The 26,765-nt window shown below is 65.0% G+C and carries 13 protein-coding genes; 4 read left to right on the plus strand and 9 right to left on the minus strand.

All coding sequences use genetic code 11. The features are described from left to right. Positions 1-24: 24 nt before the first annotated feature. Together OJB03_RS01975 and zapE are read left to right on the plus strand one after the other, a co-directional pair. Positions 25-765: a DUF72 domain-containing protein gene (locus OJB03_RS01975; protein ID WP_263784761.1), complete on the plus strand. Its 741-nt coding sequence runs from the start codon at positions 25-27 to the stop codon at positions 763-765. 42 nt (positions 766-807) lie between these two features. Continuing rightward, complete coding sequence (gene zapE / locus OJB03_RS01980) at positions 808-1,827, plus strand: AFG1/ZapE family ATPase (protein ID WP_263784762.1); 1,020 nt, start codon at positions 808-810, stop codon at positions 1,825-1,827. A gap of 18 nt (positions 1,828-1,845) precedes the next feature. Here zapE and OJB03_RS01985 read toward each other — a convergent pair whose 3' ends face one another. Beyond that, on the minus strand, positions 1,846-3,228 hold the full coding sequence (locus OJB03_RS01985) for a TrpB-like pyridoxal phosphate-dependent enzyme (protein WP_263784763.1): 1,383 nt from the start codon (positions 3,226-3,228) through the stop codon (positions 1,846-1,848). Between the two features lie 531 nt (positions 3,229-3,759). On the opposite strand from OJB03_RS01985, the gene typA reads away from it, so the two are divergent. Beyond that, the gene (gene typA / locus OJB03_RS01990) at positions 3,760-5,586 is read left to right on the plus strand and encodes a translational GTPase TypA (protein ID WP_263784764.1); all 1,827 of its coding nucleotides are present in this window, start codon (positions 3,760-3,762) and stop codon (positions 5,584-5,586) included. 48 nt (positions 5,587-5,634) lie between these two features. Here typA and OJB03_RS01995 read toward each other — a convergent pair whose 3' ends face one another. Together OJB03_RS01995 and OJB03_RS02000 are read right to left on the minus strand one after the other, a co-directional pair. Further along, on the minus strand, positions 5,635-6,210 hold the full coding sequence (locus OJB03_RS01995) for an AP2 domain-containing protein (RefSeq protein WP_263784765.1): 576 nt from the start codon (positions 6,208-6,210) through the stop codon (positions 5,635-5,637). A gap of 431 nt (positions 6,211-6,641) precedes the next feature. After that, the gene (locus tag OJB03_RS02000) at positions 6,642-7,598 is read right to left on the minus strand and encodes a J domain-containing protein (protein ID WP_263784766.1); all 957 of its coding nucleotides are present in this window, start codon (positions 7,596-7,598) and stop codon (positions 6,642-6,644) included. Positions 7,599-7,723: 125 nt separating this feature from the next. Here OJB03_RS02000 and accC point away from each other — a divergent pair, with 125 nt between their 5' ends. Next, on the plus strand, positions 7,724-9,247 hold the full coding sequence (accC, locus tag OJB03_RS02005) for an acetyl-CoA carboxylase biotin carboxylase subunit (protein ID WP_263784767.1): 1,524 nt from the start codon (positions 7,724-7,726) through the stop codon (positions 9,245-9,247). A 14-nt stretch (positions 9,248-9,261) separates the two neighbouring features. On the opposite strand, the gene OJB03_RS02010 is transcribed toward accC, so the two are convergent. From OJB03_RS02010 to OJB03_RS02035, 6 genes are all read right to left on the minus strand, one after another. Continuing rightward, on the minus strand, positions 9,262-11,937 hold the full coding sequence (locus OJB03_RS02010; RefSeq protein ID WP_263784768.1) for an ATP-binding protein: 2,676 nt from the start codon (positions 11,935-11,937) through the stop codon (positions 9,262-9,264). Between the two features lie 882 nt (positions 11,938-12,819). Next, on the minus strand, positions 12,820-19,164 hold the full coding sequence (locus OJB03_RS02015; RefSeq protein ID WP_263784769.1) for a PAS domain S-box protein: 6,345 nt from the start codon (positions 19,162-19,164) through the stop codon (positions 12,820-12,822). Positions 19,165-19,278: 114 nt separating this feature from the next. Then, complete coding sequence (locus OJB03_RS02020; RefSeq protein ID WP_263784770.1) at positions 19,279-19,503, minus strand: hypothetical protein; 225 nt, start codon at positions 19,501-19,503, stop codon at positions 19,279-19,281. A gap of 306 nt (positions 19,504-19,809) precedes the next feature. Beyond that, positions 19,810-21,960, minus strand: a complete 2,151-nt coding sequence (locus tag OJB03_RS02025) for a PAS domain-containing protein (protein WP_263784771.1) — start codon at positions 21,958-21,960, stop codon at positions 19,810-19,812. A gap of 242 nt (positions 21,961-22,202) precedes the next feature. Further along, positions 22,203-25,409: an efflux RND transporter permease subunit gene (locus OJB03_RS02030; protein WP_263784772.1), complete on the minus strand. Its 3,207-nt coding sequence runs from the start codon at positions 25,407-25,409 to the stop codon at positions 22,203-22,205. 73 nt (positions 25,410-25,482) lie between these two features. Further along, positions 25,483-26,733 (minus strand): efflux RND transporter periplasmic adaptor subunit, encoded by a 1,251-nt coding sequence (locus OJB03_RS02035; protein ID WP_263784773.1) that lies wholly within the window; start codon positions 26,731-26,733, stop codon positions 25,483-25,485. Positions 26,734-26,765: the final 32 nt, after the last annotated feature.

Genomic DNA, 26,765 nt, shown 5'->3' on the forward strand with positions numbered 1-26,765 from the left:
CACGCCCTCAACGCCCCTACTCCCGTGTCCTCTACGCACATCGGCACCTCCGGCTGGCAGCACGACACCTTTGCCGGCCGCTTCTACCCCGACGACCTGTCGCAGGGCGATCGCCTTGCGTTCCACGCGGAGGCCTTCGGGACCGTCGAGGTCAACAATACCTTCTACCAGAGCCCCGAGGCGGACACGCTCCGCGCCTGGCGGCGGCAGACCCCCGACGGCTTCACGTTCGCGGTCAAGGCAAACCAGTACATCACCCACTTCAAAAAGCTGAAGGATCCCGAGGAACCGGTTCAGAATCTGTACCGGAACGTTGCGCCGCTGGGCGATGCGCTCGGCCCCATCCTGTTCCAGTGTCCGCCCAACTGGCACCAGAACCTGGAGCGGCTGCGTAGCTTTCTGGACGAGCTCGATGATGATCACCGCCACGTCTTCGAGTTTCGGGACCCCACATGGCTCACCGAGGAGACGAACGAGGCCCTCGCGGCCCACGATGCGGCGTTTTGCATCTACGACTTTGGCGGCCGGTCGACCCACCGCACGGTGACGACCGACTTCGTCTACGCCCGTCTGCACGGCACCGGCGAGGCGTACCACGGCCGCTACACGGACGCCGAGCTTGACGACTGGGCCGACGCCATTGCTGGCTGGCGGGCCGACGGCCGGGACGTGTACGTCTACTTCAACAACACGGCGGGCGAGGGCCACGCGCCCCACGATGCCCAGCGGCTCATGGCCCGGGCCCAAGACCGTTCAGGGCGATAAACGGCCCGGCGAGCTGATGTCGCGCGAATTGTTAGCTTCCGTATGACCCTCCCCGAGCGCTTCCGCGACGCGACGTTCGAGAGCTACGAGCCGCAGACGCCGAGCCAGGCCGAGGCCCTCCGCGTCGTACGCGAATTCGTGGCTGAGTTCCGCCGGACCCCGTCGTGGGCCGAGCGGCTTACGGCGCTCCTAGGCGCGACGGACGAGCGGCTGCCACAGGGGCTGTATCTGGTGGGGCCGGCGGGCACGGGCAAGACGCACCTGCTGGCCGCGGTGTGCAACGCCCTGATGCCCAAGGTGACTTGTGCCTTCCTGCACTCCAGCACGCTGTTTCGACAGACCGAGCCACCGGAGGCGTTTGCGCACCAGCTGGCCGACCAGCACGAGATCTGCTGTCTCGACGAGGTGGAGATCGACGACCCGGCAAACGAGATGCGCCTCGCGGGGGTAATGAAGACGCTAGCAGCCCGGGACATCCCGCTCCTAGCGACGAGCAATGTGGCACCGGAGGAGTACCTGGCGACTCAGCTTGGGGACGGCCGCGTCCAGCGGTTCCTGCGAACGGAGGTGCGAGAGGCGTATCGTGTGGTTGGGGTCCGGGGGGACGACTACCGGCGGACGCGAGCGGTGGAGCGGGCTGGGCGGGGCTGGGTGGGGCCCCCCGATGCCACACGACGCGCCATGCGTCAGGCACAGGCGGACGCGAGGGGGGCGGCGCGGTGGTGGACATTTGCGGACCTACGCCGGGCGACGACGGAAACGGCTCACACCGACCTCATCGACGACCTAGTGGGGCTCGATCATCTCTTCATCGAGGGCGTCGCCATCGCGGACACGGACGACGCTTTTCGCCTCCTCCGCGTTGTCGATGCACTGTACCTCCACGAGGACGCCCCCACGCTCCACTTTGCCGCCGTGCGGCCGCCGGACGATTGGTTCGACCCCGACCGGCACGCCGGCCTTGCACGGGCCGTGGCCGAAAAGTTCGACCGCACCGTCTCACGCCTCCACGCCCTGTGTCAGATTCGCGCCGTCGGGCAGGAAGAGGCAGAACGGCCCTGATCCCAACGCGCCGACACGCTACTCCACGTTCGGCACCGCCGCCAGGCTCTGATCGATCTCCTCATCCGGGAGCTCGAAGTCGGCCAGCTCACCGTTCCGGAAGTCCTCGTACGCGCTGAGGTCGAAGTGGCCGTGGCCGCAAAGGTTAAAGACGATTGTTCTCTCCTCACCGGCCTCCTTGGCCTTGAGGGCCTCGTTGCGGGCGCCCCAGACGGCATGCCCGGCCTCCGGCGCGGGCAGGATGCCCTCGCACCGCACAAACTCCTCACAGCTCTCGAACATGGGAATCTGCGGCGTGCTCGTGGCCTCGATGACGCCGGCGTCCAGGAGCGCGCTAATCTGCGGGCTCATGCCGTGGTAGCGCAGGCCGCCGGAGTGGATGGGGGGCGGCACGAAGTCGTGACCCAGCGTGTGCATCTTCATCATCGGCGTCATCTGGGCCGTGTCGCCGAAGTCGTACCCGAAGTGGCCCTTCGTGAGCGTGGGCGTGGCGGTCGGCTCCACGGCCACGATGCGCGGCAGCGGCGCGTCGCCGTCCACGTGTCGTTCGAGGAACGGGTAGAAGAACCCGGCAAAGTTGCTTCCGCCGCCGGTGCAGCCCACGAGCACGTCCGGCTGCCCCGCGCCGGCCTGCGCGAGTTGCTTCTCGACCTCCTGCCCGATCACGGTTTGGTGCAGCAGTACGTGGTTCAGCACGCTCCCGAGCGAGTACTTGGCCGTCTCGTCCTGTACGGCCCGCTCGACGGCCTCGCTGATGGCGATGCCGAGGCTGCCGCTTGTGTCCGGGTCGTCGGCCAGCACATCGCGTCCGGCCTGTGTCTTGTCGCTCGGGCTGGGCGTGACGGTCGCGCCCCACGTCTCCATCATGACGCGGCGGTAGGGCTTCTGCTCATAGCTGATGCGCACCATGTACACCTCGCAGTCGAGGTCGTACATCTGTGTGGCGAAGCTGAGGGCGCTGCCCCACTGCCCGGCGCCGGTTTCGGTGGTGAGGCGTGTGGTGCCCGCTTCGGCGTTGAAGTAGGCCTGGGGGACAGACGTATTGGGCTTGTGGCTGCCGGTGGGGCTCACGCCCTCGTACTTGTAGAAGATCTTGGCCGGCGTGCCCAGCTTCTCCTCCCAACGACGAGCCCGGTACATCGGCGTCGGGCGCCAGAGGCGGTACACGTCGCGCACCGGCTCAGGGATGGGAACGTGCCGCTCGGTGCCCATCTCCTGGTGCACGAGCGGCTCGGGAAAGATGTCCGCAAAGTCGGCCGGCCCGGCGGGCTCGTGCGTCTCGGGGTTGAGCACCGGGGCCATGTCGACATCAAGCGCCTCCAGGTCGGCGTTCAGGTTGTACCAGTGGGTGGGGAGCTCCGCTTCGGAGAGAAGGTACTTGGTCTGCTTATCGTCGGGCATCGGATAAGAAGATCGAATAAGGGGCTGGAAGCGGTTCGCAAAATGGTTCTCCAGGCCCGGACGGTCAACAGGGCGGTGCCCACAGATTGGAAGATGACGTAAGGGACGACGCCGGACGAGGCGCAGACGCCCGCCCTCTCGCACGACCGCCTCGAGGACACCGACGGGGCGCTCTGCTGCCTGTCGGAGCTTTCTATCTCTTCGTTCGCTGGCTCTGTCGTTCGCCGGCGGGCGCGTGACAGGGCCGGAACGGGACTCGACTGTGCGAAGCGGAAGGCCGAAGGACTTGTGGAGCAGGTGCAGCGGGGCGCCCGCACGTCTAGAGACATCCCGGCGGGCGTGGAGATGGACCCGCCGCCTACGAAGTCTACGGCAATTTGGCCGTGAAGCCTCGCCCGGGCACCCTGTACGACGAACGTCTGTCCAATGCGTGGGTACTACACATCTATCTTTCAAACCCATTTTGTGCGGGAGCACCTTTACGATTCGGCGCAGTGCCCCGCAGGTCCATCCCAACCGTTGCCCCCTGCCATGAAGCAGAATGACCTTCGCGACATCGCCATTGTTGCCCACGTTGACCACGGCAAGACCACGCTCGTGGACTCGATGCTGTGGCAGAGCGGCACCTTTCGAGACAACGAGGAGGTGCAGGACCGCGTGATGGACACGATGGACCTGGAGCGGGAAAAGGGCATCACCATCATGGCCAACAACACGGCCGTCCGCTACGAGGGCACGAAGATCAACATCGTCGATACGCCGGGCCACGCCGACTTTGGGGGCGAGGTGGAGCGCACGCTCCGCATGGTCGACGGCATCATGCTTCTGGTGGACGCGGCGGAGGGGCCGCTCCCGCAGACCCGCTTCGTGGTGCAGAAGGCGCTGGAGTTAGACCTCCCGCCCATCGTTGTCCTCAACAAGATTGACCGCAAGGACGCCCGGCCCGAGGAATCGCTCGATGAGATCTACGACCTCTTTATTGACCTCGGGGCGGACATGGAGCAGCTGGAGTTTCCGGTGCTTTACACCGTCGCCACGGAGGGGCGCTGTACAACAGATCTCGAGAACGAGGAGTGGACGACCCTCCGCCCCCTCTTCGAGACCATGATCGACGAGATCCCGCCGCCCACCGGCGACCCCGACGGCACGCTCCAGGTGCTCGTCACCAGCGTGCAGCGCGATGACTACCTAGGCCCGGTGGCCATCGGGCGCGTGGAGCAGGGCGTCCTACAGGACCGGCAGAACGTGACCCTCTGCCATCGCGATGGCAGCACAGAGCGGGCAGAGGTGAAGGCGCTCTTCAAATATGAAGGGCTTCAGCGCGAGGAGACCGACTCGGCAGGGCCCGGCCAGATTGTTGCCATTGCCGGGGTTGAGGGCATCGGGCTGGGCGAAAGCATTTCGCACGCGGAGCACCCCGAGCCGATGACGCCCCTCGACGTGGATCCGCCAACCATGTCGATGGAGTTTCGGATCAACGACGGGCCCTTCAGCGGCCAGGAGGGCGAGTTCGTGACCTCGCGCCAGCTCCAAGACCGCCTCTTCGACGAGGCCCGCAACAACCTGGCCATCCGGGTGGAGGAGACTGACTCGGCCAACGTCATGCGCGTGTACGGGCGCGGTGAGCTACAGATGGCCATCCTCATCGAGCAGATGCGGCGCGAGGGCTACGAGTTTTGCGTGGGGATGCCGCAGGTGATTACGAAGGAGGTAGACGGCGAGGTGACCGAGCCCTACGAGACCGCCGAGATCGACATTCCGGAGGAGTATATGGGCGTGGTGATGGAGCGCCTTGGGGAGCGCAAGGGGCAGATGGAGCACATGGTGCACCAGGACAGCGGGCGCGTGCGGCTCACGTTCCGGGTGCCGAGCCGTGGCCTCATTGGCTACCGGTCCAAGTTCCTCACGGACACGAAGGGGACGGGACTCCTCACGCACCGCTTCGAGGAGTTTGGGGCGTGGGCGGGCGAGATTCCGCACCGCACCTCCGGTGCCCTCGTGGCCGACCGGGAGGGCGAAACCACGCCCTACGGCCTTATGGAGCTTCAAGACCGGGGCGACTTCTTCGTAGCGCCCGGCGACGCCGTCTACAAGGGCATGATCGTGGGGGAGAACAACAAGCCCCAGGACCTCGACCTCAACGTGACGAAGGAGAAGCAGCTTACCAACATGCGCGCCGCGGCAGGGAATGAGTTGGAGCACGTCCCGCCCCCCCGCGAAATGTCGCTGGAAGACGCGATCGAGTTCATCCGCGAGGACGAGCTCGTGGAGGTCACGCCCGAAGCCTACCGGCTGCGCAAGCGCCACCGCAAGCCGAAGGCCCGCCGCCGCGCACAGGAGGAGCGCGCCGCGGGATAGGTCGGAGTGTAGTGGGGACGGAGGTCGGCCCCCGCCCCGCACGCCACGCTACGCGGTGGCCTCCATGACTTCCTCGTCCTCCTCCGGCAACCCCTCGCCGTCCGGGCCGTCCTCGTACTGCTCTCGGATGTTCGGGAAGGCCGTCTGAAACATGTCGTTCACCTCTTCGGCCTCGCCGTCGTGCTCCGCACGGGCCTCGTGCAGACGAGCACAAGCCTTCCATACCGCGCGACGCAGGTTCCACTTGCGGACGGAGTAGGCCGCACTGCGGCGCGTATCGTCGTCTTCGAGCCAGCTGAGCTGCACGTACGGCTTGGGCGTGCCGCTGCCATCGTCTTTCCAGCAGAAGTTGAGGCCAATCACGCCGGTCGTCGAGCGGGCCTCCGCCGAGCGCTGGACCGGGTCCATCGGCTCGGGCAGTTCATCGAGCAGTTCGTCCCGGTACTCGACGGCCTTCTCGAGGGCCTCCTCGCGGCCGCCGTGTCGCTTGTCGGAGAAGTACTTTGTGTATTGCTCTTTCTGACGCTTAATGCGCACCTGCCAGCCGTGGGTGGGATGCCGGTCGGGGTTCTCTTCGGTGGGCTCGATGTCGATGCGAAAAACGTTCTTCGGCTTATCGGTCATGGGTGATAGAAGTCAGGGCGATCATCTTGTGGTGGTGGGATGGGCCTAGACCGGGCCCGAGATCGCCGCAGTGCGGACGAAGAAAGAGACTCCGACGCCGAAAGCCATCACTTAGAGAAAGGACTCCCTGCCGGGGTGAAACCCGAGAGAAGGGGCGACGGGAATCCAGATAGCAAAAGGCCATAGAAGCGAGCATTCGCCGGGCCGGGAGAGAGGCTCAGTGCCCAAGTGAAGAGAGGCACTGAGATGGGGTCCGCAGGGCGGACTCTTGAAACGAAGGTCCCCGGGTGGCGTCGAAGGCGGTTCCGTCTGATGCGGGCATTGCGGCATTCAAATATGCAAAACAGCATCGGAGAAGTGCAACCGATACCGTCGCTGCGGTCTGCAGGTGGATCTGCCCTGCTTCAGAGCGGAGAAACGAAGAGCGGGGGTCACATCAAATCTGCGTCCTCGGCCGCCTCGCGGAGGGCAGCGCGCTGCTTTCGAGAAAGGTTTTCGGGAATGTCCACGTCGATCTCAACGTACAGGTCGCCGGCTCCGTCGTCGGTCTTCACGCCCTGACCCTTCAGGCGCAGTTTCTCGCCCGGCTGCGTGCCGGCGGGCACGGAGAGCTTGAGGCTTTGTCCGTAGGGGGTGGGAACGCGAATCTCCGTCCCGAAGACGGCCTCGAACATATCGATGGTCTCGGTCCGGTGAACGTCGTCGCCCCTGCGGTCGAAGTGAGGGTGGTCTCCCACCTCGAACGTCACGTACAGGTCGCCACGCTGTCCCGTAGGACCGGGCCGGCCCCGCCCCTTCAGGCGAATCTTGAAACCGTCCCGTACCCCCTTCGGGATCTTGAGGCGGATGGACTCGCCGGAGGGAAGCTCTACCTGCTTTCGGCCGCCCTCCAGGGCTTCGCGGAAGGAAAGTCGGAGGGTCGTCTCGATGTCCTGCCCGCCCTGGCGCCCCCGCTGCCGTTGCTGTCGCTGCTGCTGACGGCCGCCCTCGAAGGGATTTTGGCGCTGGGTGCGGGCGCCCCCGCCAAAGAAATTCTCGAAAATGTCGCCGAGGCCTCCGCCCCCGCGGCCGCCAAAGGCCTCGTCGAAGCCCCCCTGTTCGAACCGAACCTCGGGCCCGCCGCCGGCAGATCGGCCCCATGCCCCGCGGCCCCCTCCGCCCCCGCCGCGGAAGCGGCGCTGGGCGTCGTATTGCTCGCGCTTCTCCTCGTCCGAGAGGACGGAGTACGCCTTCTGGATTTCCTTGAACTTCTCTTCGGCATTCGGGTCATCCGGATTGCGGTCCGGATGGTGCTTGCGCGCGAGTGTGCGGTACGTTTTCTTGATCTCCTCCTGGCTTGCGTCTTCATCGACGCCGAGCACGTCGTAGAGATCTTCGGTCTGCGGCATAACGGCGGTTGGGGCGCTGTGAAACCAGTCGGCGAGCCGGGGCCTGCACCTAAGAACAGGTGGAGAGGCTCCGGTGGGCGGAATCCTCATAACAGAATTCATGCCATTACGTTCAGCAAGACGAAATGACGGATCCGACCGTGACATCCCGTCCCTTCAATAAAGTCCTAGTCGCCAACCGCGGCGAGATTGCCGTTCGGGTCCTGCGCACCTGTCACGAGCAGGGCCTCGACACGGTCGCCGTCTACAGCACGCCGGACCGTTCCGCGCCCCACGTGCGGCGGGCGGATGAGGCGTATTACATTGGCCCGGCGGAGGCCGCAGAGTCGTACCTCGATCAGGACGCGATCCTGGCGGTGGCGCGCCGCAGCGGGGCCGATGCCATCCATCCCGGCTACGGGTTCCTCTCCGAAAACGCGGACTTCGCGGAGGCCTGCGCCGATGCCGGCGTCCACTTTGTGGGGCCACCGGCGGCGGCGATCCGCGCGATGGGGGACAAGACGGCCGCCCGTCAGCTCATGAAGGACGCCGGCGTGCCGATGGCGCCCGGGACCACCGACGCTGTGGCGAGCACAGAAGAAGGGGAAGAGATTGCCGAAGACATTGGCTATCCGGTGCTCATCAAGGCCGCGGCGGGGGGCGGCGGCAAAGGCATGCGCATCGTTCATGAGCCGGAGAACTTTGCGGGGGCCATGGACCGGGCGCAGGGGGAGGCCGAGTCCTCGTTTGGCGATGGGCGCGTCTTCGTCGAGAAGTACATTGAGGGGCCCCGCCACATCGAGTTTCAGATCCTGGCCGACCACCACGGAAATACGGTCCATCTCTTCGAGCGGGAGTGCTCCATCCAGCGCCGCCACCAGAAGGTGATCGAGGAGGCGCCCTCATCGGTGCTCACCCCGGAGGTGCGCCGCGAGATGGGTGAGGCCGCCGTGGCCGCGGCCGAGTCGTGCGGCTACCGGAACGCCGGGACGGTGGAGTTTCTGGTGGACACGGACCTGAACTACTACTTTATGGAGATGAACACGCGCCTCCAGGTGGAGCATCCGGTGACGGAGTGGGTGACGGGCGTCGATCTAGTGGCCGAGCAACTGCGCGTGGCGCAGGGCGAGGAACTGGGCTACACCACCGACGACCTGTCGATCAACGGGCACGCCATGGAGAGCCGCGTCTACGCGGAGGACCCGGCCTCGAACTTCCTGCCCGATCCCGGCCCGCTCAAGCGCCACTCCGCGCCCTCGGGCTTCGGGGTACGGGTCGACGCCGGGGTGGAGGAGGGCGGCGAGGTGCTCATCCATTACGACCCGATGATCTCGAAGCTCACCACCTGGGGCCGTGACCGCACCGCGGCCATCGACCGCATGATCCGCGCGCTCGACGAGTACGAAGTGGCGAGCATGGCCACCACCATCCCCTTCTGCCGCTTCGCGATGGAGCACGAAGGGTTCCGGAACGGCGAGTTTACCACCCACTTCGTGGACGAAGAGTTCGATCCGTCGGCCCTCGAACTCGAAGACCCGGGGCGCGACGAGCTGGCGGCCCTGGCGGCGACGCTCTACTACCGTCAGGCGCAGGAGGAGGAAGCGCCTACGATCGCGTCGGGTGACGGGTCGGTCGGTTCGAGCCCGTGGCGACGCCGGCGGCGTCGCTGACGCTGGAGACGAATTTACTCAGCCAAGGACAGTTTTTGCGACGAAGGGTGCGGAGACGCGCTCGGCCGTGGGAGCCGGACGATGAACCGGCTCCCCATCCCTTTCTCCGTCTTTACCTCGATCGAGCCGTCCATCTGCTCGACAGCTTTCTTGGTGACGGCCAATCCAATGCCGGTGCCCTCGTACTGTCGAGCAAAGCCTTCCGAGGCCTGGCGGAATGGTTCGAACAGCTTCTCGGCAACCTCGGGCTCCATCCCGATGCCGGTGTCCTCGACCTCCAGTACTGCGTGTCCCGCGCCGCGGCGAACCCGAACCCAGACCTTCCCGTCGTCGCCGGTGTACTTGATTGCATTGGAAAGGAGGTTGCGTACGACGATCTCCACCCCTCCGCGGTCTGCCTCGGACCAGACGGGCGCCCCCTCGGCGTGCACCTGGAGGCCGACGTGTTCCTCTGAGGCACGCGACCGAAGCTCATCGGCGACTTCCTTCGTCTTTTCGGACAGGTCAATCTCCGTTGAAGAGAAGCCCATCTGGCCGGCCTCCAATCGGGACAGGTTGAGGATGCCCTCCAGGGTCTTCATCAGCCGCTGTCCTCCCGTCTCGATAAGATGAGCATGCTTCGCCAGAGAACAGGAGTCGGGGAGATTTAGCGCACTGGCCTTTGCCTCGATGGCCTCGGCGAAACCGATGATGGTGGTGAGGGGCGTCCGGACCTCGTGGCTCATGTTTGCGAGCAACGCCGACTTCATTTGGTTGGCCTTCTCGGCTTCGGCCTGGGCAGTCTCTGCCGCCTCCTTCGCGGCCCGGAGGCGCTCCTCCGACTGGACACGGCTGGTGATGTCGAGGCCGCAGCCGACAACACTTCGAACGTCCCCCTCGGCGCCTCTCACGGGTTTGTAGAAGCGCACGTAATGCTGTGGACCGTCGTCCGCCTCCACCGTCTCTTCGATGCGGACCGTCCTCCGTTCACGGACCGCCGTCCGGATGGCCTCGTCGCGGCGACGGCCGAGTTCAGGGGCCAAGTCGTAGTGGTCACAATACTGATCGTAGGTCTTTCCCCGAACCCAGTCTCGCCGTTCGGGGTCGCTAATGCCTTCCGGGTTGATGTATCTGCACTGGGCGTCCGTGTCGAAGATTCCCAACTTGATCGGGAGTTGGTCGAGAACCTCTCGGTAGAAGTTCTTCGTCTCCTGGAGGCGCGTCCCGACCTTCTTGCGGTGGAGGGCATTGGTAACCGCGTCGCTGAACACCCGAAGGACCGTGATGGTCTCCGGGTCCCACTCGTCCCCGGACGTCACCGCGTCGAAGCCCACGAAGCCGATTAAGCGCTGGTCCTGCGTCATGGGCAGGGCGACGAGGGACTGGACGTCCTGCGCCTCCAGGGTCTCCTGCACCGCGGCCGCCTCCTTCGGCAGGTTGGCGACCGACGGGACAATGACTGGTTCCCCCCCGCACATCTGTTCGGTCCACCACGGAAGCTCCGAACAGGGAGTCTTCTGCAGGCTCTCCTTCTCCGACCGGACGCCCCGTGCACACCACTCGTGGGTGTTGGTGGTTGTGACTTCACTCAGGGGGGCGTTCTCCGGGTCGCCGTCGTATAGAAATACATAACTCCGGTCCGCCTCGACGAAGGATCCGATTTTCCCCAGTGCGTTCTCGATGCTCTCGTCGAGGTTCTCCAGGGGCGTGTCGATGAACCCAGTGGAGATTTCGACAATCAGGCGCTCGAGTTCGGCCCGTCTCTGGAGTTGGTTCTGGGCCGTCCGTTGGTCCGTGATGTCGTGAACAATGGTCAGCGCCGCGTCTTCTCCGTGGCGCTGCACCGGTACGGACTGGGACTGGACAATGCGCTCCTTCCCGTCGAGCCCCGAGGTGCGATGCTCAAAGGGCTCCGACGAGGTGAAGCCGTCGATTGCGTCGAGCGATTGGGGGGACTCCTCTTCTTCCTCCGCCACGAGGGCGGACACCGAGTAGTCCTGGAGGGCGTCTGTCGTCGATGCGCCAAATAGATCCGCGGCCCGCGCATTGGCGTACTCGACCTCGCGGTCCTTTGAGATGACGACCGCCTCCTGAAGGTTGTCGAGAAGGCTTTGCCACTGCTCATTCTTCTCGTGGAGCCGGCCACGCATCGAAAGGTGTGCGATGGCCGCGACCCCCTCCATGAGCATGATCGTCACGATGCCGATTCCCAACGTGAGGGCCTCGGCGGGCGGAATTGGGCCCAGTGCGAGGCTTCCGATGCTTACCACTGCCCCGATGCTCAGAAAGCGGAGGATCGGACCGGCGGACTTTGCACCGATGGCCGCAACCATTGGGAGAATGGCGCACACGACCAGCAGCCCGGTGTCCCGTGCCCCCCCGAGTCCGTTCTGGACGACCTGCAGGGCGTACCAGCCCATCAGAAGATACAGGACCCCCTTTATCCAGGTCGAATGGGTGTGCCGAACGAACCGCCACGTGAAGGAGCCGACGACCAGTCCCACAAGCCCGCCGGCAATCACGAATCGTCCCCAGTAGAGCGCCGTGGCCTCAGGATGGATTTGGGTCGAAAGAAGCCCGGTCAAGAACACCAGCACGGCGCCCAAGAGGCAAAAGACGCGTTGCGTCTGCACCACGGCCTTCTCCCGTGAGGAGAGCGCGTCGTCGTCCGGGCGGAGCAGAGAGAATGGCATGGGGGATGTGGGCGCCACGGCAGCGTAGGGGTTATCTGGGGGCAAAATGCACGACGACCATCTTCGATTCTTAAAACAACTGGTTCAAAGGCGAAGCCCGTCGTCCCATCCCCGGAACTAAGAATCTCTCGGCCTGCTGGCCGCGTCCCCGAGTCCTACGGTGTTCGCGCCTCGGTTCTGTGTGTGAGAAGACGCAGGGCGGCCCGGTTTAAGAAACAGCCTGGTTGCCCTGGTCGGGCCCTGCGTGTCTGGCAGCCACCAGCAGTGAAGCGGGGACGACGGCCTTTGGTGCCGGTTGTCCAAGCGTACGTCCTGCGCATGCGGCATCCCTTCACGGCAATTTCCTTCACGGCAATTTCCCCGCCCCCGCCGTCGGTGGTTGCGGCCCCGGCCACGTGGCGACGGGGCCGCGATCATGGTCGCTGACCGGCAGCGGGCGTTGGCGCAGGAAATGCCGGCAACGAAGGGCGCCGTGTCCAGGAGAGTCGGGGGATGCAGGTGTGCCGGCTGGGAGCCTGAGGGGCAATGGCGTCTAGCGAAGCAGCTGTCCACTGCAGGTGCAGAACGATGCAGGACGCACGTGTGCTTATCGAGCTTGTAGTATATATCGTCCCTAGAGGACATCCCTTTAAGGACCCGCCCTCCAAAGAGTCCACCTTCTGTGCGATTGTAACAAAGCAATCGGTAGGGTTGCGGACATAGGTGGTCTTCGAAGAGCAAGTTTCCTGCTCATACTGAGCAGAGGACGGTTCCGGACGGGCCAAATACAGGGCGCGGGTACAGGACAATATACCCGATCCGAATGACGGAGGCCCGTGATGACGCCGGCGTCGTCCCTGACGCTGGAGGCATCGTCCTGCGGGCCAATTTTCCCGACCCGGTCCGGTGCTGGAGAGAGAGCTACGCGGCCAGGGACTGTCCTTGAGATGAAGATTGAGGAGACGTGGTCGGCCGTGGAAGCCGGACGATGAACCGGCTCCCTACTCCCTTCTCCGTCTCCACCTCGATCGAGCCGTTCATCCGCTCGACGGCCCTCTTCGTGACCGTCAAGCCCAACCCCACGCCCTCGTACTCGCGCCCCATTCCCTCGGATTCTTGCCGAAACGCTTCGAAGAGGCTGGGCACCACCTCAGGGTCCATCCCGATGCCGGTGTCCTCGACCTCTAGAAGAGCGTGTTCGTCCTCCCGACGAGCACGGATGGAGACACTCCCGTCGTCGGTGTACTTAATCGCGTTGGAGACCAGGTTGCGGAGCACAATCTGCACACCGTCGGCGTTGGCCCGGGCTCGGATCGGCTCCTCGCCGGTCTCGATCTCCAGCCCGATCCCTTTCTCTTCGGCCTGGGGCCGGAGCTCCTCGGCGGCCGCCCGGGCCTGCTCGGACAAGTCGGTCTCCTCGGCGGGCAGGTCCATGTCTCCGGCCTTCAGTCGGGAGAGATTCAACACATCGGTAAAGGTGTCCATGAGCCGCTGGCCGCTGTGCTGGATCAGGCCCGCAAATTCCTCGAGGGACGAGAGGAGGGGCGCCTCCACCGGAGACGTCAGGTCCTGGGTTTCCTCCTCAATCGCCTCCGCGAAGCCGAGAATCGAGGTCAGGGGCGTGCGAATCTCGTGGCTCATGTTTGCCAGCAGGGTCGATTTCATTTGATTGGCCTCCTCGGCGGCCTCCTTGGCGTTAAAAAGCTCGCGCTCGCGACGGACCTCCTCGGTCACATCCTGGGCCAGCAGGAGGCCTCTTGCCTCCGCCTCGCCCTGTAGGGGCACGATCTGAACACGGAGCGTGCGCCCCCCGACCCCGACCCGCCGGTCCGTCCGCTCCCCATCCAGGGCGGCCTCAAAGCGGTCTACGATGGGGTGTCGTCCCCCTTCGATGCCAATGAGAACGGTGCCGACCTGCGCGCCGATGAGGTCGGACTCCTCCAGCTCATACGTGCCGATTAGCTCCCCGACTGCCAGCGTGTAGGTGAGGTCGTCGTCGAAGAGGAAGACCGCCCCGTTGGGGATGTTCTCGGCGAGGGTGCGGTAGCGGCGCTCCCGCGCGACCAGATCACGCTTTTTGCCAAGCCCGTTGAGCGCGTCCCGAAGGGTCCGGGCCACGATCTCCAGAAGGCGCACCTCCCCCTCGCCGAGCCGGTTCTGGGCCTTTGTGCCCACCACGAGAGCGCCGTGCTCTCCCACCGGAACGTACGCACAGGCCTTCAGGCTCGACCGGTCGATGCCATCGTCGATCGTATCGGGATCAGGGTACACCTGGGGCTCTCCGGTCTCGAAAGCGGTCCAGAGCGGGGAGTGTCCCTTCTCAACCTGAGGCACCGCTCCGACCTCGCCGCCGTTGGCCGCGCCGCTTTTCTTGAGCAGGTCGCCGTCTCGGAGATACACGGCCGCCTCCTGGAGCCCAAGGGTGCCGCTGAGAGCGTCGACCACGATGGACGCGGCGCCCGCCCTCGTGGTCACGTCCAGAAGATCCCGTGTGGTGCGGTGGAGCACCCGGAGGCGCTGCTCCCGAGTTTTGCGCTTGGTCACGTCGGTCGCCACACCGGCAAGCCGCTGGAGCGGATCGTCACTGTCAATGACGTCCAGCCGTACCGAGAGCCACCGGCGGCCGCGGGTGGGGTGCAGCACCCGGAACTCCTGATGCTGCGGCCAGCGTGCTTCGTCCGTGGACTGCGCCTCCATGGCCGCCCGGAGGGCAGAGAGGTCCTGAGGGTGCACGTGGCGGGTCCAGGCACTGGGGTGCTCGTGGAGGGTGTCCCGGTTCACGCCGTATAGCTTTTCGACCGCGCCGTTGGCGTAGTAAAGCTCTGAGTACTCGAGAGAGACGATGAAGAGTGCATTCGGCACGGTCTCCGCGAACTGCTCGAACCGCTGGTTGGCGTGCCGAAGGGCCTGGCGCCGGTCTTCTCGTTCGGTAATGTCACGCCCGATTCCGCACAACACCCGGCCCCGTTCCGGGTCCTGGAAGACATCTCCCGTAAACTCGTGGCGCACCTTTCGTCCGTCCTTCGTTGTCATCGATGCCTCAACCCGGACGGAATCATCCGTGTCGGCTGCCTCGATGGCGTCGTGGACGCGGGTCGCGTCGTCTCCGAAGAAGTCAAGGGCGGTCATGGTCTCGAGCTCCGCATCCGTGTAGCCAGTGACCGCGCTCAGGCTATCGTTCCAGAGAACGAGGTCGCCGTCCTCGTCGAGCAGGTAGAACACGTCGTCGATCGTGTCAAGGATCTGCTCCAGAAACGCCTTCTGGTCGGCTAGGTCCTGTTGGTGGGTCTCACGTTCGGTCACGTCGTGGATCACCGAGAAGAGGAGCGTCCCGCCCCGGTCCAGGTCCGGAACCGGTGCGGAGAGGACCCGCACCGTCCGGACCTCCCCGGAGGCAAGTTCGTGTTCGAACAGGAACTCCTCGCCCTCGGCCGCCGCCCTGCGTCGCTCCTGGGACACCTCCTCCGCGGGGAGCTGGTTGATGTCCTGAATCGACATGGACGTCAGTGTAGCCGGGTCGTGGCCGTAGAACTCGACGGCCGCCGCGTTGGCCCTCTCGATTGCCCCCGTGTCCTCGTCGATCAGCAGCATCGGAGCGCTGTGGTGTTCGAACATCATTCGGAACCGGCGCTCTCGGCGGGTCAGGTGTTCCTGCATGGTCCTCCGATCGGAGATGTCCCGAAAAACACCATACACCACGCGGCCGTCGGGGAGATCTACGGTGGTGGCGTTGATCTCAACGGGGACGGTCGTGCCGTCGTCGGTCACGACCTCTATCTGTGTCCCGTCGGGGGTGGTCCGCATCGGACTGTTCCCTTCGAGACTCTCGAACAAAGAGGCATATGCCTCGGACTGCCCCGACGGATGAAGATCGGTCTGGTGGATTCCCACAATTTCCTCAAGGGGACGCCCAAGTAGATCCGCGGCCGCTGCGTTCGCCTCTACAATCCGGCCTGTGTCTGCGTCGGCCAGGAAGACGGGGTCGGGGGTTGCCTGAAGAAGTTCCTCGTAGCGCTTGCGGCTGGCCGCCAGGGCCCGATCGCGTTTGTGCTGCGTCGTGACGTCGGTCGCGATGCCCAGGGCACGGATCGCCTCCCCATCCTCGTAGATTGGCGTCGCTCGAAGCTTCATCCGGGCAATTGCCTCATCGGGGTGGAAAACCCAAAACTCCCCGCTCCACGGCGTGCCGGTATCGATCATCTCCTCCAGGGCCGCTTCCACGCGAGAACGATCATTGGGGTGAACGAGATCGGTGAAGGCGTCGAAGGTTGTTGGAGCATGCCCAAATCGGTCCTGGAGGGTCTCGTCCCACCGCACTTCCCCGGTCTGAAAGTCCCATTCCAGAAGCCCACTGCTGGTTTCTGCCAGCGCCAGGTCGAGCTTCCGCTGACGCTCCCTGAGCATCTCGGTCTGACGGCGCTGCTCGGTGATGTCCTGGCGGATGCCCACGTAGTTCTGGAGTGTGTCCTCCTCGCTGTACACCGGGGCAAGGGAGAGCCGGCTCCAGTACGGCGTGCCATCGTCCCGATAGGTTTTGACCTCGACGGTGGCCTGCTCCTCGGCGTCGATAGCCGATCGGATTGTCTCGATCGTGCCAGGATCGGTGTCCGGGCCCTGGAGAAGCTGGTGGCCCCGGCCCAAGACATCGTCTCGGTGGTAGCCGGTCTGCTCCTCGAAGCCTTCGTTTACGTAGACCAGTGGGTGTTCGGGCTGAGTGGGGTCGATAATCTGAATGCCCACGTTGGCCTCGTTCATCGCCCGCTCCTTGATCCGGAGCTCGCGCTCGTGTCGCTTTCGCTCCGTGGCGTCCGTCCCCGCCATGAGCAGGCGTGCCACCTCCCCGTCGTCGAAGATGGGAACCACCAGGGCCTCGACCCAGCGGGTGCGCCCGTCCCCGTCCTCAATTTGGAACTCGCCGTTCCAGGAAGACGCGCTTTCGGCAACGGACTCGAACCGTTCCCGCACCCATGGACGGTCGTCCGGGGGGACCAGTGCGAAAAACTCCTCGGTACTCGTAGGCGCGTGTCCGAAGGAATCGCGGAGCATGCCGTCCCACCGAACCTGGCCGGTGCGGAGGTCCCACTCGGCAATGCCGGTCTCGCTCGCAGTGAGCAGGAGTTGGCGCCTCCGGCTTCGCTCCTGGCGCCCAGTCATGTCCCGCACGGTGCACACGAGCCGCCCTGCCTCTGTGAGCGTAAGGGACAGTGCCGCCGGAAAGGTGCTACCGTCCGGCTGCTGTCCGGTCACGAGCCCCTGCCAGTGGCCCTCTTCCTCGAGAACCGGAAACACCGTATCCTCTAAGCGCTCGACCTCCTCGTCCCCATAAAGCATCCGCCAGGTGTTGCCGAGAAGCTGCTCTTTGTCGTCGAAGCCGTACAGTTCGGCGTGGGTCTGGTCGACGTACACATACTCGTCCCCGGCCAACACCGCCATGCCGTCGGCGGCGTCCTCGACGGCCTGATGAAGCACCTCCAGTTCCCGCCGCTGGTCTTCCCGGGCTGTCACGTCGCGGCCCGAGGCGATGAGGGCGGTGACCGCACCGTCCTCGTCCGTGACAGGACGGATGCTACCCCGGATCGTATACTCGAGCCCATCGGTGTCCACGTGCTGGGACTGGTAGGCCACGTACTCCCCACCGGCCGCCCGCTGAATCCATTCCTGAAGGTCCGCCTGAAGCGCGGCGTCGTGGTCCCACCAGGGGGTCTCCCAGAAGGGCTGGCCCAGCACGTCGTCCCGGGCCTCCTGGATAAAAGACAGGGCCGTGTCGTTGACCCCCCGGAGTGTCCCTTCCAGGTCGAGGAGGCCGACAAACATGTTCGGGTCCTGAAAGACCGCCTCGAACTGCCGCTCGCTGCGACGTAGCTGCCGGGTCCGTTTCCACCGCTCAGTCACGTCCTGATAGATTCCAATCAGCCGCTCTGGCTCTCCCTTCTCGTCCCGAAGAATCTTCGCTCGGGCATGGACGCGCCGGGTGTCTCCGTCGGCGTGTTGGACGCGGTAGCGGAACTGGCAGGTTTCCCGGTCGGGGTCGCCCAGTGCGCGAGCCATCACGTCCTGGAGACGTCCCCGATCATCCGGGTGGACGTGCTCGATGAGCTCGCCGGTTGTGCGGGGGGCTGCGTCGAGACCGAAGAGCTGCCGGGCCCGCTCATCCCACGTGCGCCGGTCTTCCGGAACGGACCACTCGAACACCCCGGCATCGGCGGCCCCGAGAGCCACGCGGAGACGTGCTTTCTCCTCGGAGAGCGCCGTGCTCTTTTCTCGAAGAGACGCTTCCGCCTGATGGCGGCGGTGGACACTCCGGGTGACGCCGGCCAGCTTGACGGGGGACGTCAGCGTCTCGTCTTCCCCTGGTGAAGACGAGGTGCGCCCAACAACCTGCACAGAGGTTTCCACCCACTGAGGGGATCCGTCCGGCTGGAGAATTCGGTACTCCCCGCGCCAACTGCCGCGTTCGAGCAGGGCGTCGACACCGGGAAGGTCCGGCTGGTCCCGTGGATGGGCCGCCGACAGCGCAAGCATCGGGTCCTGGACGAGCGCATCGGTCGGTCGGCCGAAGATGTTCTCTTCCGAACTGTTGGTGTAAAGCAGCTCTTTGCGGCGAGAGCCCGTGGCGGCCGAGCTTTCGGGGTAAACCTGGACCTCCCAGACCACATCGTCGAGTGAGGCAAGCAGCTCGTTCAGCCGCGTTTCGTCCAACTCAGCGCCACTAGTCTGCCCGGCTGCACGGATTTTCTGGCGCCGCCGCCGTTCCAGCTGGTCGACCGCCATTTGTGCCAGTTCATCGAGCCCCGCGAGCTGCTTTTCCGAGGGCGAGTGAGGTTCGGTGCCGAGTACGCAGACGGTGCCCAGCACGTGGCCGTCCGGTGTCGTCATCGGGGAGCCGGCGTAAAAGCGGATGTGGCGGTCGCCCGTCACGAGGGGGTTTCCCTCAAACCGCTCGTCGTCTGTGGCGTCCTCCACGACCAGCCGCTGGCCATCCTCGAGAGTGTGGACGCAAAAAGAGGAGTCCAGGTCAAGCTCCGGGGCGTCGAAGCCCACGCAGGCCTTGTGCCACTGCCGGTCGTCTTCGACAAACGTGATGAGTCCTACGGGCACGTCGAACAGGGCCGCCGCGAGGTCCGAGATGCGGTCGAACGTTTCCTCCGGTGGGCTGTCGAGGATCTCGTAGCGGCGCAGGGCCTGGAGTCGGCTGGGGTCCAGGCTCACATACTTCTTCTTGTCATTGCTCGGAGACGGCGTCGATGAGCTAGAGGAACTGGCCATTATGAGAAAAGTGCTGGGGGATCGAGAAAAAGACAGGATGACCAGGCGGCGCGCCCTCGCTGATAGTGCTTCTGACCTAAAAACAGCCTCTGGTCTGCACGGGCAAGGTGTTTTCTAGTCGTCGCCCTGGCTGTAGTGGGCGAGGTAATTGCGAAAGGCCGACCGGTCGGGACCGGACAGTTGGGTGTACCGGATAATGCCAATGCCTTCTAGGTCAGCTACTGCCGCCGCGTCGGAACGAGTTGCCGAGAAGCTCAGCACGACGCTTCCGTCGGCAAGTGTGCACTGCCCCTCGGTCGTCGCGGGGGCCCGGTCCACCACGCAGAACCAGTCTGTCACCGGGGGAAGAGACGGATCGGGGAACTCCTCGGTCTGCCGGAGTGAGACGGTCAGGTGAATGCGAACGAGCCTATGGGATGGTGCGGGAGGACGCGGGCCAGACGCTCCGTATCGGAACTCTGGAAAAGGCTTTATAATCTTCTAGATTACCTTTTGCAAAAAACATGCCGACTTGCGCAAAAATATAGATTTGCTTGTTGCTCACTGGAGAGACGAAGAGGAATAGAGAAATGAAGAGACTGGGCCCAGAATTGGTCATGTGCAGGGGGCCCGGAGGCGCTCCCGCCTTCTGCGGGATCGGGAGAGCTACGAAATGATCTTTACCCCGGTAAATTCGAACCGGGCGCCCCCGTTGTCCGCGTCCGTGAGGCGGACGGTCCAGCCGTGTGCCTCGGCGATGCGCTTCACGATTGAGAGACCAAAGCCGGTCCCCTCTTCCCGCGACGTTTCCCCGGGCTCGAATGCTTTCTCGCGGCGTTCAGGCGACACCCCAGGCCCGTCGTCCTCCACGTACAGGGTGGAGTCGTCGGCACGCCCCACCCGCACCGTCACATCGCCCTCGCTGTGCTCCACGGCGTTCCGGAAGAGATTTTCGAAGACGTGTCGGAGGCGGTCCGGATCGGCCTCGATCGTGCGCTCGTCGTTGACATCCAGGGACGCCCCGTCGGTCTCGACCATGTCCCAGCACTGCTCCGCGATCTCCATTACCGAAACGGGCTCGAGGGATTCAGCCTCGTTGCCCCGCCGGGCGAGGACCAGTGTGTCGGAGATGATATCCTCCATCCGGTCGAGGGCCTGGTGTACTTTCTCGCGGTGGAGCTCCTCGTAGGCAGGATCCTCGACGGAAAGCGTGGTGCGCATCTGCGCGACGTTGAGCGGGTTGCGGAGGTCGTGGGCCACGATGCCCGCAAACTCGTCCAGTCGTTCGTTCTTGCGGCGAAGTTCCTCTTCGCGGTGAACCTGATCAGTGACGTCGCGGGCAATCCCGACGATGCGGGTAACCGCGTCGTCAACGATGACGGGCGCGAGCTTGGTCTGCCAGATCTGCGTCCCCGCGGGCATGTCGAGCTCCTCCTGGTAGGAAATGGGCTCCCCGGCCTCTACGCAGCGGTGGTAGTTCGCCTCGAGTTCGGCGCCGAGGTTCGGGCCGAGAACCTCCCGGGGGGTTTTTCCCCGGACGGATTCCGAGTCGAGTCCCGTCGCGGCCTCGTGGTACGGGTTGAGGCGCTCGAAGCGAAATTCCATGCCCGCCTCCTCCTCCTCCACGTCGACGAAGAAAATGGCGTCCTCGGCGTTCTCGAGAAGTGCGTGGTATTCTTCGCTGAGCGCCTTGAGGGTTTGTTCTCTTTGGAGCTGCTCCGTCACGTCTCGGGTGAGGGCGATGAAACGCTTCTCGCCGCCGATTTCCGTCTTGTCCACCCACACCTCGATTGGGAACGAGGAGCCATCCTTACGGCGGTGGCGGCCGCTTTTCTTCGCGCGGTCGCCGACCTCCATGGTTGTCCAGGTCTCCCGCAGCTCCTCCTGGGACAGGCCGACCTCGAAGTCCGCCACGTTCATGGACAGCAGCTCCCGGTACGTGTAGCCGAGCTCGTCGACCGTTTGCTCGTTGACGTCTAAGATGTTTCCCTCCGCGTCGTGGACCACGACAGAGTCGGGAAGATCCTCGAACAGCGACTTCAGGCGCTGGCGACTGCCCTCGAGGGTCTTCTCACGCCGCTTCCGCTCGGTGATCTCTCGGCTGATGCCGACGATGCCCACGATGGTGCCGTCCTCGTCGCGGTGCGGGTACCTATTTTCCAGAAAGACGTGTTTCTCACCGTCGATGAACCGGGTGGCCTCGTAGGATTCTGCGTTCCCGTCCGCGAGGATCTGCTCGTCGACCCTACGAATTTCGGCGGCACTCTCGGCGTCGAACAGGTCTTCGGCGCGCTTCCCGACGGCCTCCTCGGGGGTGAGCCCGACAAGATCGGCGGCCGCCTCGTTCACGAACTGGTAGCGCCCCGCACGATCCTTGAGGTACACGGCCTGTGCGGTGTTCTCGACGAGCGCGCTAAGCTGACGGTTTTTCTGCGCGAGCTCCTGTTCCGAGGTTTTCCGGTCCGTGATGTCGGTGAAGTAGAGCGACAGTCCGCTCTTGTCGGGATAGACGCGTACTTCGAACCACTGGTCTAGGCCCGGGTCGAATCGCTCAAAGGATTGCCGTTCCTGAGTTGCCATCGCCGCGTCGAGGGCATTCTCCGCGGCGGTTCCCCGCGACTCCGGGAAGGCGTCCCACACGTGCTGGCCGATCAATTGCGTCCGGTCGGCATCCAGGATCTGCTCGGCCCGGTCGTTGACGTAGGTATACCGGAGATCCGTATCGAGGGCCACGATGCCCTCGCTCACGCGCTCAAGGACGGTGCTTCGTTTTAGTGCTTCGTCGTCGTCGAGGTGCTGCACGGTGGAGGAGATCATGCGCTCGAAGAACCGGGTGGGGCGGAGCGGAAACGTACTCGATTCTACCAAAGACATCTCCGCAATGACCGTACCATCTCCAGGTCCTCCCTGGCTGGGCCAGGGGCACGTCCTCAGACATCGGGCCAGCACTCACTAAGACACTCATAGGATAATCCGAGGGCCGGCCGGTACCTGCGCAGTCCAGTCCGGAAGTGGGAACCGAGAGACGGAAACATTTGCCGCTCCCTGTTCCCGGAGAGCTACTCGTTCAAGGCCTTTTCCTCGTACGGCCCGAAGTGCTTCACCGGTTCGTCGTAGCCGAGGAGGCGGGTCTGCACCCACCCGACGGCGCGGTCCTGCAGCATGGCGATCGAGGGGACAATCATCATGAGGACAGCGGTGCCGAAGACGATGCCGACCCCGAGGCTCACGGCCATCGGGATCAGGAACTGGGCCTGCACGCTCTGCTCAATGATGATGGGGAAGAGCCCCAGGAACGTCGTCAGGGACGTGAGCAGGATGGGGCGGAAGCGCATCTGCCCGGCCCGGACAAGCGATTCGGGCCAGTCGCGGCCCTTGGCCCGTTCCTCGTTGGCAAAGTCCAGCATTACGAGGGCGTCGTTCACGATGACGCCGCTGAGCCCGACAATGCCGTAGATGCTAAGCAGGCCGAGTTGGATGTCGAGCATCAGGTGACCCAGCAGGGCCCCGATCCAGCCGAACGGAATGGTGCTCATGATGACCAGGGGCTGGAGGTAGGACCGGAAGGGAATGGCCAGCAGGGCATAGATCGCAAACAGCGCGAGTAGGAACCCGATGACGAGGGCGCTCTGCGCCTTGCGCTGCTGTCGCTGCTGCCCGCCGAAGCCGAAGGTCGCCCCCGGAATCTCGCGCTGAATGTTGGGGAGTACGCGGTTCTCCAAGCTCGACTTGACTGCATTGCCGGTCGTAACCCCCGGGTCCACGTCGGCCGTCACCGTGACGACCCGGCGGCCGTCCTGCCGGTTAATCTGCGAGGGGCTATACCCGAACGACACGTCCGCGACCTCCTCCAGGGGGACCTGTGCCCCGGCGGCCGTGCGAATGCGATAGTCGTTCAGGTCCTCGATGGAGTTGCGCTGGTCGTCGGGCAGCCGGGTGTAGACGCGCACCTCGTTCTGCCCGCGCTGGAGCCGGTAGGACTCAAGCCCGAAGAACGCAGCGCGCACCTGGCCGGCGAGGTCATTGAGCGAGAGCCCAAGCGTCCGAGCGCCCGGCTTCATCGCCAGCTCCAGCTCCTGTTTGCCCTGCTCCTGGTCCGACTTGATGTCGAACACGCCCCCGAAGCGGGCCAGGGAGTCCTGCACGGCGGCCACCGTCCGGTCGAGCTTCTCGGGGGTAGAGGCCGACAGCTCCACCGAGACGGGCTTGCCCACCGACACGACGTTTGCGGTAAACGACAGTGAGCGTGCGCTGGGCACGCGCCCGGTCTCCTCTCGCCACTGCTCCTCGAACTGCGAGGAGGTAATGTCGCGCTCTTCGGGGTCGATCATCTCGAAGCTCACCTCGGCCACGTTCGCCTGCGTGGCGGTGAAGCCGCCCGCGCCGGGGTCGCTGTTGGCCTGTGGCTGCCGGCCCACGGCCACGTACACGTTCTCGACGAGGTCTTGCCCGGCCTTTCTCTCGAGCTCCTCGATGGCCTCGTATCCGGTCTCCTGCAGCCGAGCCGTCATGCGCTCGGTGGCCTCCGGTGTGGTGCCCACCGGCATCTCCAGCTGGGCCGCCACCAGCTTGCCCTGCACGCTGGGGAAGAAGGAGAAGCCAATGTACCCGTTGCTGGCGAAGCTGAAGGAGATGAACAGCAGCGACACGCCGGCCACGATGGTGATGCCGTAGCGACGGGTGGCAAACCGGAGGGCCGTGGTGAGCGGGCCGCGTACGAAGGCCCAGAGTTGAGCGGCCACCCACCGCCGCACCTGGTTGAGGGTGCGGATTGCAAGATTGGGGGTGCCCGGCTCCTGGTCCGGTCGCTCCGATAGGTGATAGGGGAGGATCAGAAGCACCTCCACGAGCGACAGCAGCAGGACGATGATGACAATCGTGGGAATGTCCCCGAGAAATTTGCCGATCGTGCCGCCGATGAAGAGCAGGGGCGAGAAGGCCGCCACAGTCGTCAGGACGGCGAAGATGACCGGGATGCCGACGCGCTGCGTCCCCCGAATTGATGCCTCCAAGGGGTCTCCCTTGCTTTCCTGCTCGGCGTACACGTTCTCGCCGACCACGATGGCGTCGTCGACCACGATGCCGATGGAGAGGATGAAGCCGAAGAGCGACAGCAGGTTGATCGACACGTCCAGGTACTGCATGAGGATGAACGTGCCGCTGAACGACAGGAAGATGCCGACCGAGGTCCAGAAGGCCAGTCGGGGCGCCAGGAAGAGCGTGAGCGTGACCACGACGAGGATGAGCCCCAGAATGCCGTTTTCGATCAGCAGGTTGAGCCGGCTGCGGAGGCTCTCGGCCTGGTTCTGCCAGATGGCGGTTTCAATCCCGGCCGGCAGGGAGGCTTGAAGGTCCCCATCGAGGTACGTCTTGACCGTCTCCTCGATTTCGAGTACTTGCTCCTGCCCCGTGCGGAAGACGTTGAGAATGGCGGCCGGCTCGCCGTTGAAGCGCGTGATGAGGTCGGAGTTTTCCGCGAACCCGTCCCGGACGTTTACGATTTCCCCGAGGCGCACCTTCGTGCCGTCGTCGCGGGTGAGAGCCACGATGTCTTCGAAGTCCTGCTTCGTGTAGTTCTGCCCCTCCGTCCGAATGACAATCTCCTCCTCATCCGTTTCCACGCTTCCGCCCGGCAGATCGAGGCTCCCCTCCCGCACGATTTGTGACAGTTCGGCCAAGCTCATGCCATGCTTGCGAAGGGCCTCGCGGGACGCCTCCACGGAGATCTCGTAGTCCCGGACGCCCCCGATGCGCACAAAGGAGATCTGCGGATTGCGCGTGAGGTCGTCTTTCACGCGCTGGGCAAGCTCCTTCAGGGTGCGCTCACTCGCGTCGCCGTAAAGGGCAATCTGGAGGGCCTGCTGGCGGTTGGTGACCTCCGTGACGATCGGCTGCTCGGCCTCCTCCGGAAATGCGGTGATGCGGTCGACCTCCGACTTGATGTCGGTGCGGGCCCGCGAGAGGTCGGTGCCCCGCTTCAGCTCCGCCGTCACGACGCCCGCGTTCTCCGTGGCGGTGCCCAGGATCCGGTCGATGCCCTCGACGCCCTCGATGCGGTCCTCGATGCGGCGGACGATGGACTGCTCCACCTCTTCGGGCGAGCCGCCGGGGTAGGTGACCTGGATCTGCACCGAGTCGAGACTAAACTCGGGGAAGACCTCCTGGACGGTCGTAAAGGCCGCTGCCCCACCCCCTATGAGGAGCAGAACCATCAGCAAGTTGGCCGCCACGCCGTTGCGGGCGAACCAGTCGATTGCTCTATTCATCGGTTGAGAATCGGGAAATTCCAGGTGTGCAGATTGAGAGAGGTCGGCCCCACGTTTTCGATCCACAAATGGACTACTGGGCCAGGCGAACCGTCATGCTGTCGGTCTGCACGCGGAGGTCGGTCGTGATCACACGGGTGTCCGGGTCGAGCGTCGGGGCGAGGTAGGTCTTCTCCTCTACCGTCTGGATCGGCTCGACGGTGCGCTCGGCCAACATCGAGTCCCCGACCGCCGTCCAGACCACCGGGGGCTGGTCGGCCTCGCGGGTGTGGACTGCCCGGCGGGGCACCACGTGGTAGGTGCCGTTCTGACGGCCTTCGATATTGACCGTCGTGTAGGTGCCGATGGCCAGAGGGGGACGCGTCCGGCCCCGCGGCTCCGTCGGCTCTTCGGGGCGACGGGATTGTACGGTCGGGGCCTGGGCGTACGGATCTGGCACGCGCACCACCACGTCGACCGTGCGGGTCTGCTCGTCGATGGCGCCCTCGACCCGGTGGACGCGCCCCTCCCACGCGTATCTTTGCCCGCCGTACGTGCTGGTCACGGTGGCCGGAAGCCCGGCGTCGCGGGACTGCCCGCCCGTCGCCCACAGATTGTCGATCAGGGCCGCCTTTTGGGACGGGAGCGAGACGACGATTTCGGCCTCTTCCGTGCCGTAGACCGTGGCGACGGGCGTGCCAGGGGCCACGTACGCGCCCAGGTCGGCCTGCTTCTGGCGCACCATGCCGGCGAAGGGCACCTGGAGGCGGGTGCGCTCGAGGTTGGTGCGCGCGTTCTGGAGGGCGGCCCGGGCACTCTCGAGGGCGGACTGTGCCTGTGCCACCTGGGGCTCGTTAAAGACGAGCCGCCCGAGTTCGGTGCTGTCGGGGGCGGGCGTCTCCCCGGTGCGGCCCTGGAGGCGCTCGTAGTCCTCCCGGGCCGCGCCCGCCTCCTCCTCAGCCTGTAGGAGCTGCACCCGGGCCTGTGTCACCTGCGCCTCGGCCTGTTGCACGGCGCTCTGGTAGTCGGCGGGGTCGATGCGGGCCAGGGTCGTCCCGGCGTTGAACCGGCCGCCACTCACGAGCGCGTCGGAGACGTCGACGAGGCGCCCTCCGACCTCGGCGGTCAGCTCAATCTCGCGGACGGGCCGCACGGTCCCGGTGCCCCGCACGAGCAGGCTGCCGGCACGCACCTCCACAGGGGCCGTCGACACCAGCGGGGACTGCGGCGGTGGGTCGCTCGTCTCCGGCTCCGGGGCAAATACGGTAAGGAGAGCCACAACGGCGGCGGTTCCGAGAAGGAGGCCGCCCCCAATGAGGGGCCACTTGAGGGTGCTGATGTCCATAGGTCGAGGAAGTCAGTCAGAAAGAGCCGGAC

The sequence above is a fragment of the Salinibacter grassmerensis genome (assembly GCF_947077765.1).
GTDB lineage: Bacteria > Bacteroidota > Rhodothermia > Rhodothermales > Salinibacteraceae > Salinibacter > Salinibacter grassmerensis.

Excerpts from the sequence above, each read along its gene's own strand:
- zapE (WP_263784762.1), top strand. The coding sequence starts at position 808 with ATGACCCTCCCCGAGCGCTTCCGCGACGCGACGTTCGAGAGCTACGAG.
- OJB03_RS01985 (WP_263784763.1), bottom strand. The coding sequence starts at position 3,228 with ATGCCCGACGATAAGCAGACCAAGTACCTTCTCTCCGAAGCGGAGCTC.
- typA (WP_263784764.1), top strand. The coding sequence starts at position 3,760 with ATGAAGCAGAATGACCTTCGCGACATCGCCATTGTTGCCCACGTTGAC.
- OJB03_RS01995 (WP_263784765.1), bottom strand. The coding sequence starts at position 6,210 with ATGACCGATAAGCCGAAGAACGTTTTTCGCATCGACATCGAGCCCACC.
- OJB03_RS02000 (WP_263784766.1), bottom strand. The coding sequence starts at position 7,598 with ATGCCGCAGACCGAAGATCTCTACGACGTGCTCGGCGTCGATGAAGAC.
- accC (WP_263784767.1), top strand. The coding sequence starts at position 7,724 with ATGACGGATCCGACCGTGACATCCCGTCCCTTCAATAAAGTCCTAGTC.
- OJB03_RS02015 (WP_263784769.1), bottom strand. The coding sequence starts at position 19,164 with ATGGCCAGTTCCTCTAGCTCATCGACGCCGTCTCCGAGCAATGACAAG.
- OJB03_RS02025 (WP_263784771.1), bottom strand. The coding sequence starts at position 21,960 with ATGATCTCCTCCACCGTGCAGCACCTCGACGACGACGAAGCACTAAAA.
- OJB03_RS02030 (WP_263784772.1), bottom strand. The coding sequence starts at position 25,409 with ATGAATAGAGCAATCGACTGGTTCGCCCGCAACGGCGTGGCGGCCAAC.
- OJB03_RS02035 (WP_263784773.1), bottom strand. The coding sequence starts at position 26,733 with ATGGACATCAGCACCCTCAAGTGGCCCCTCATTGGGGGCGGCCTCCTT.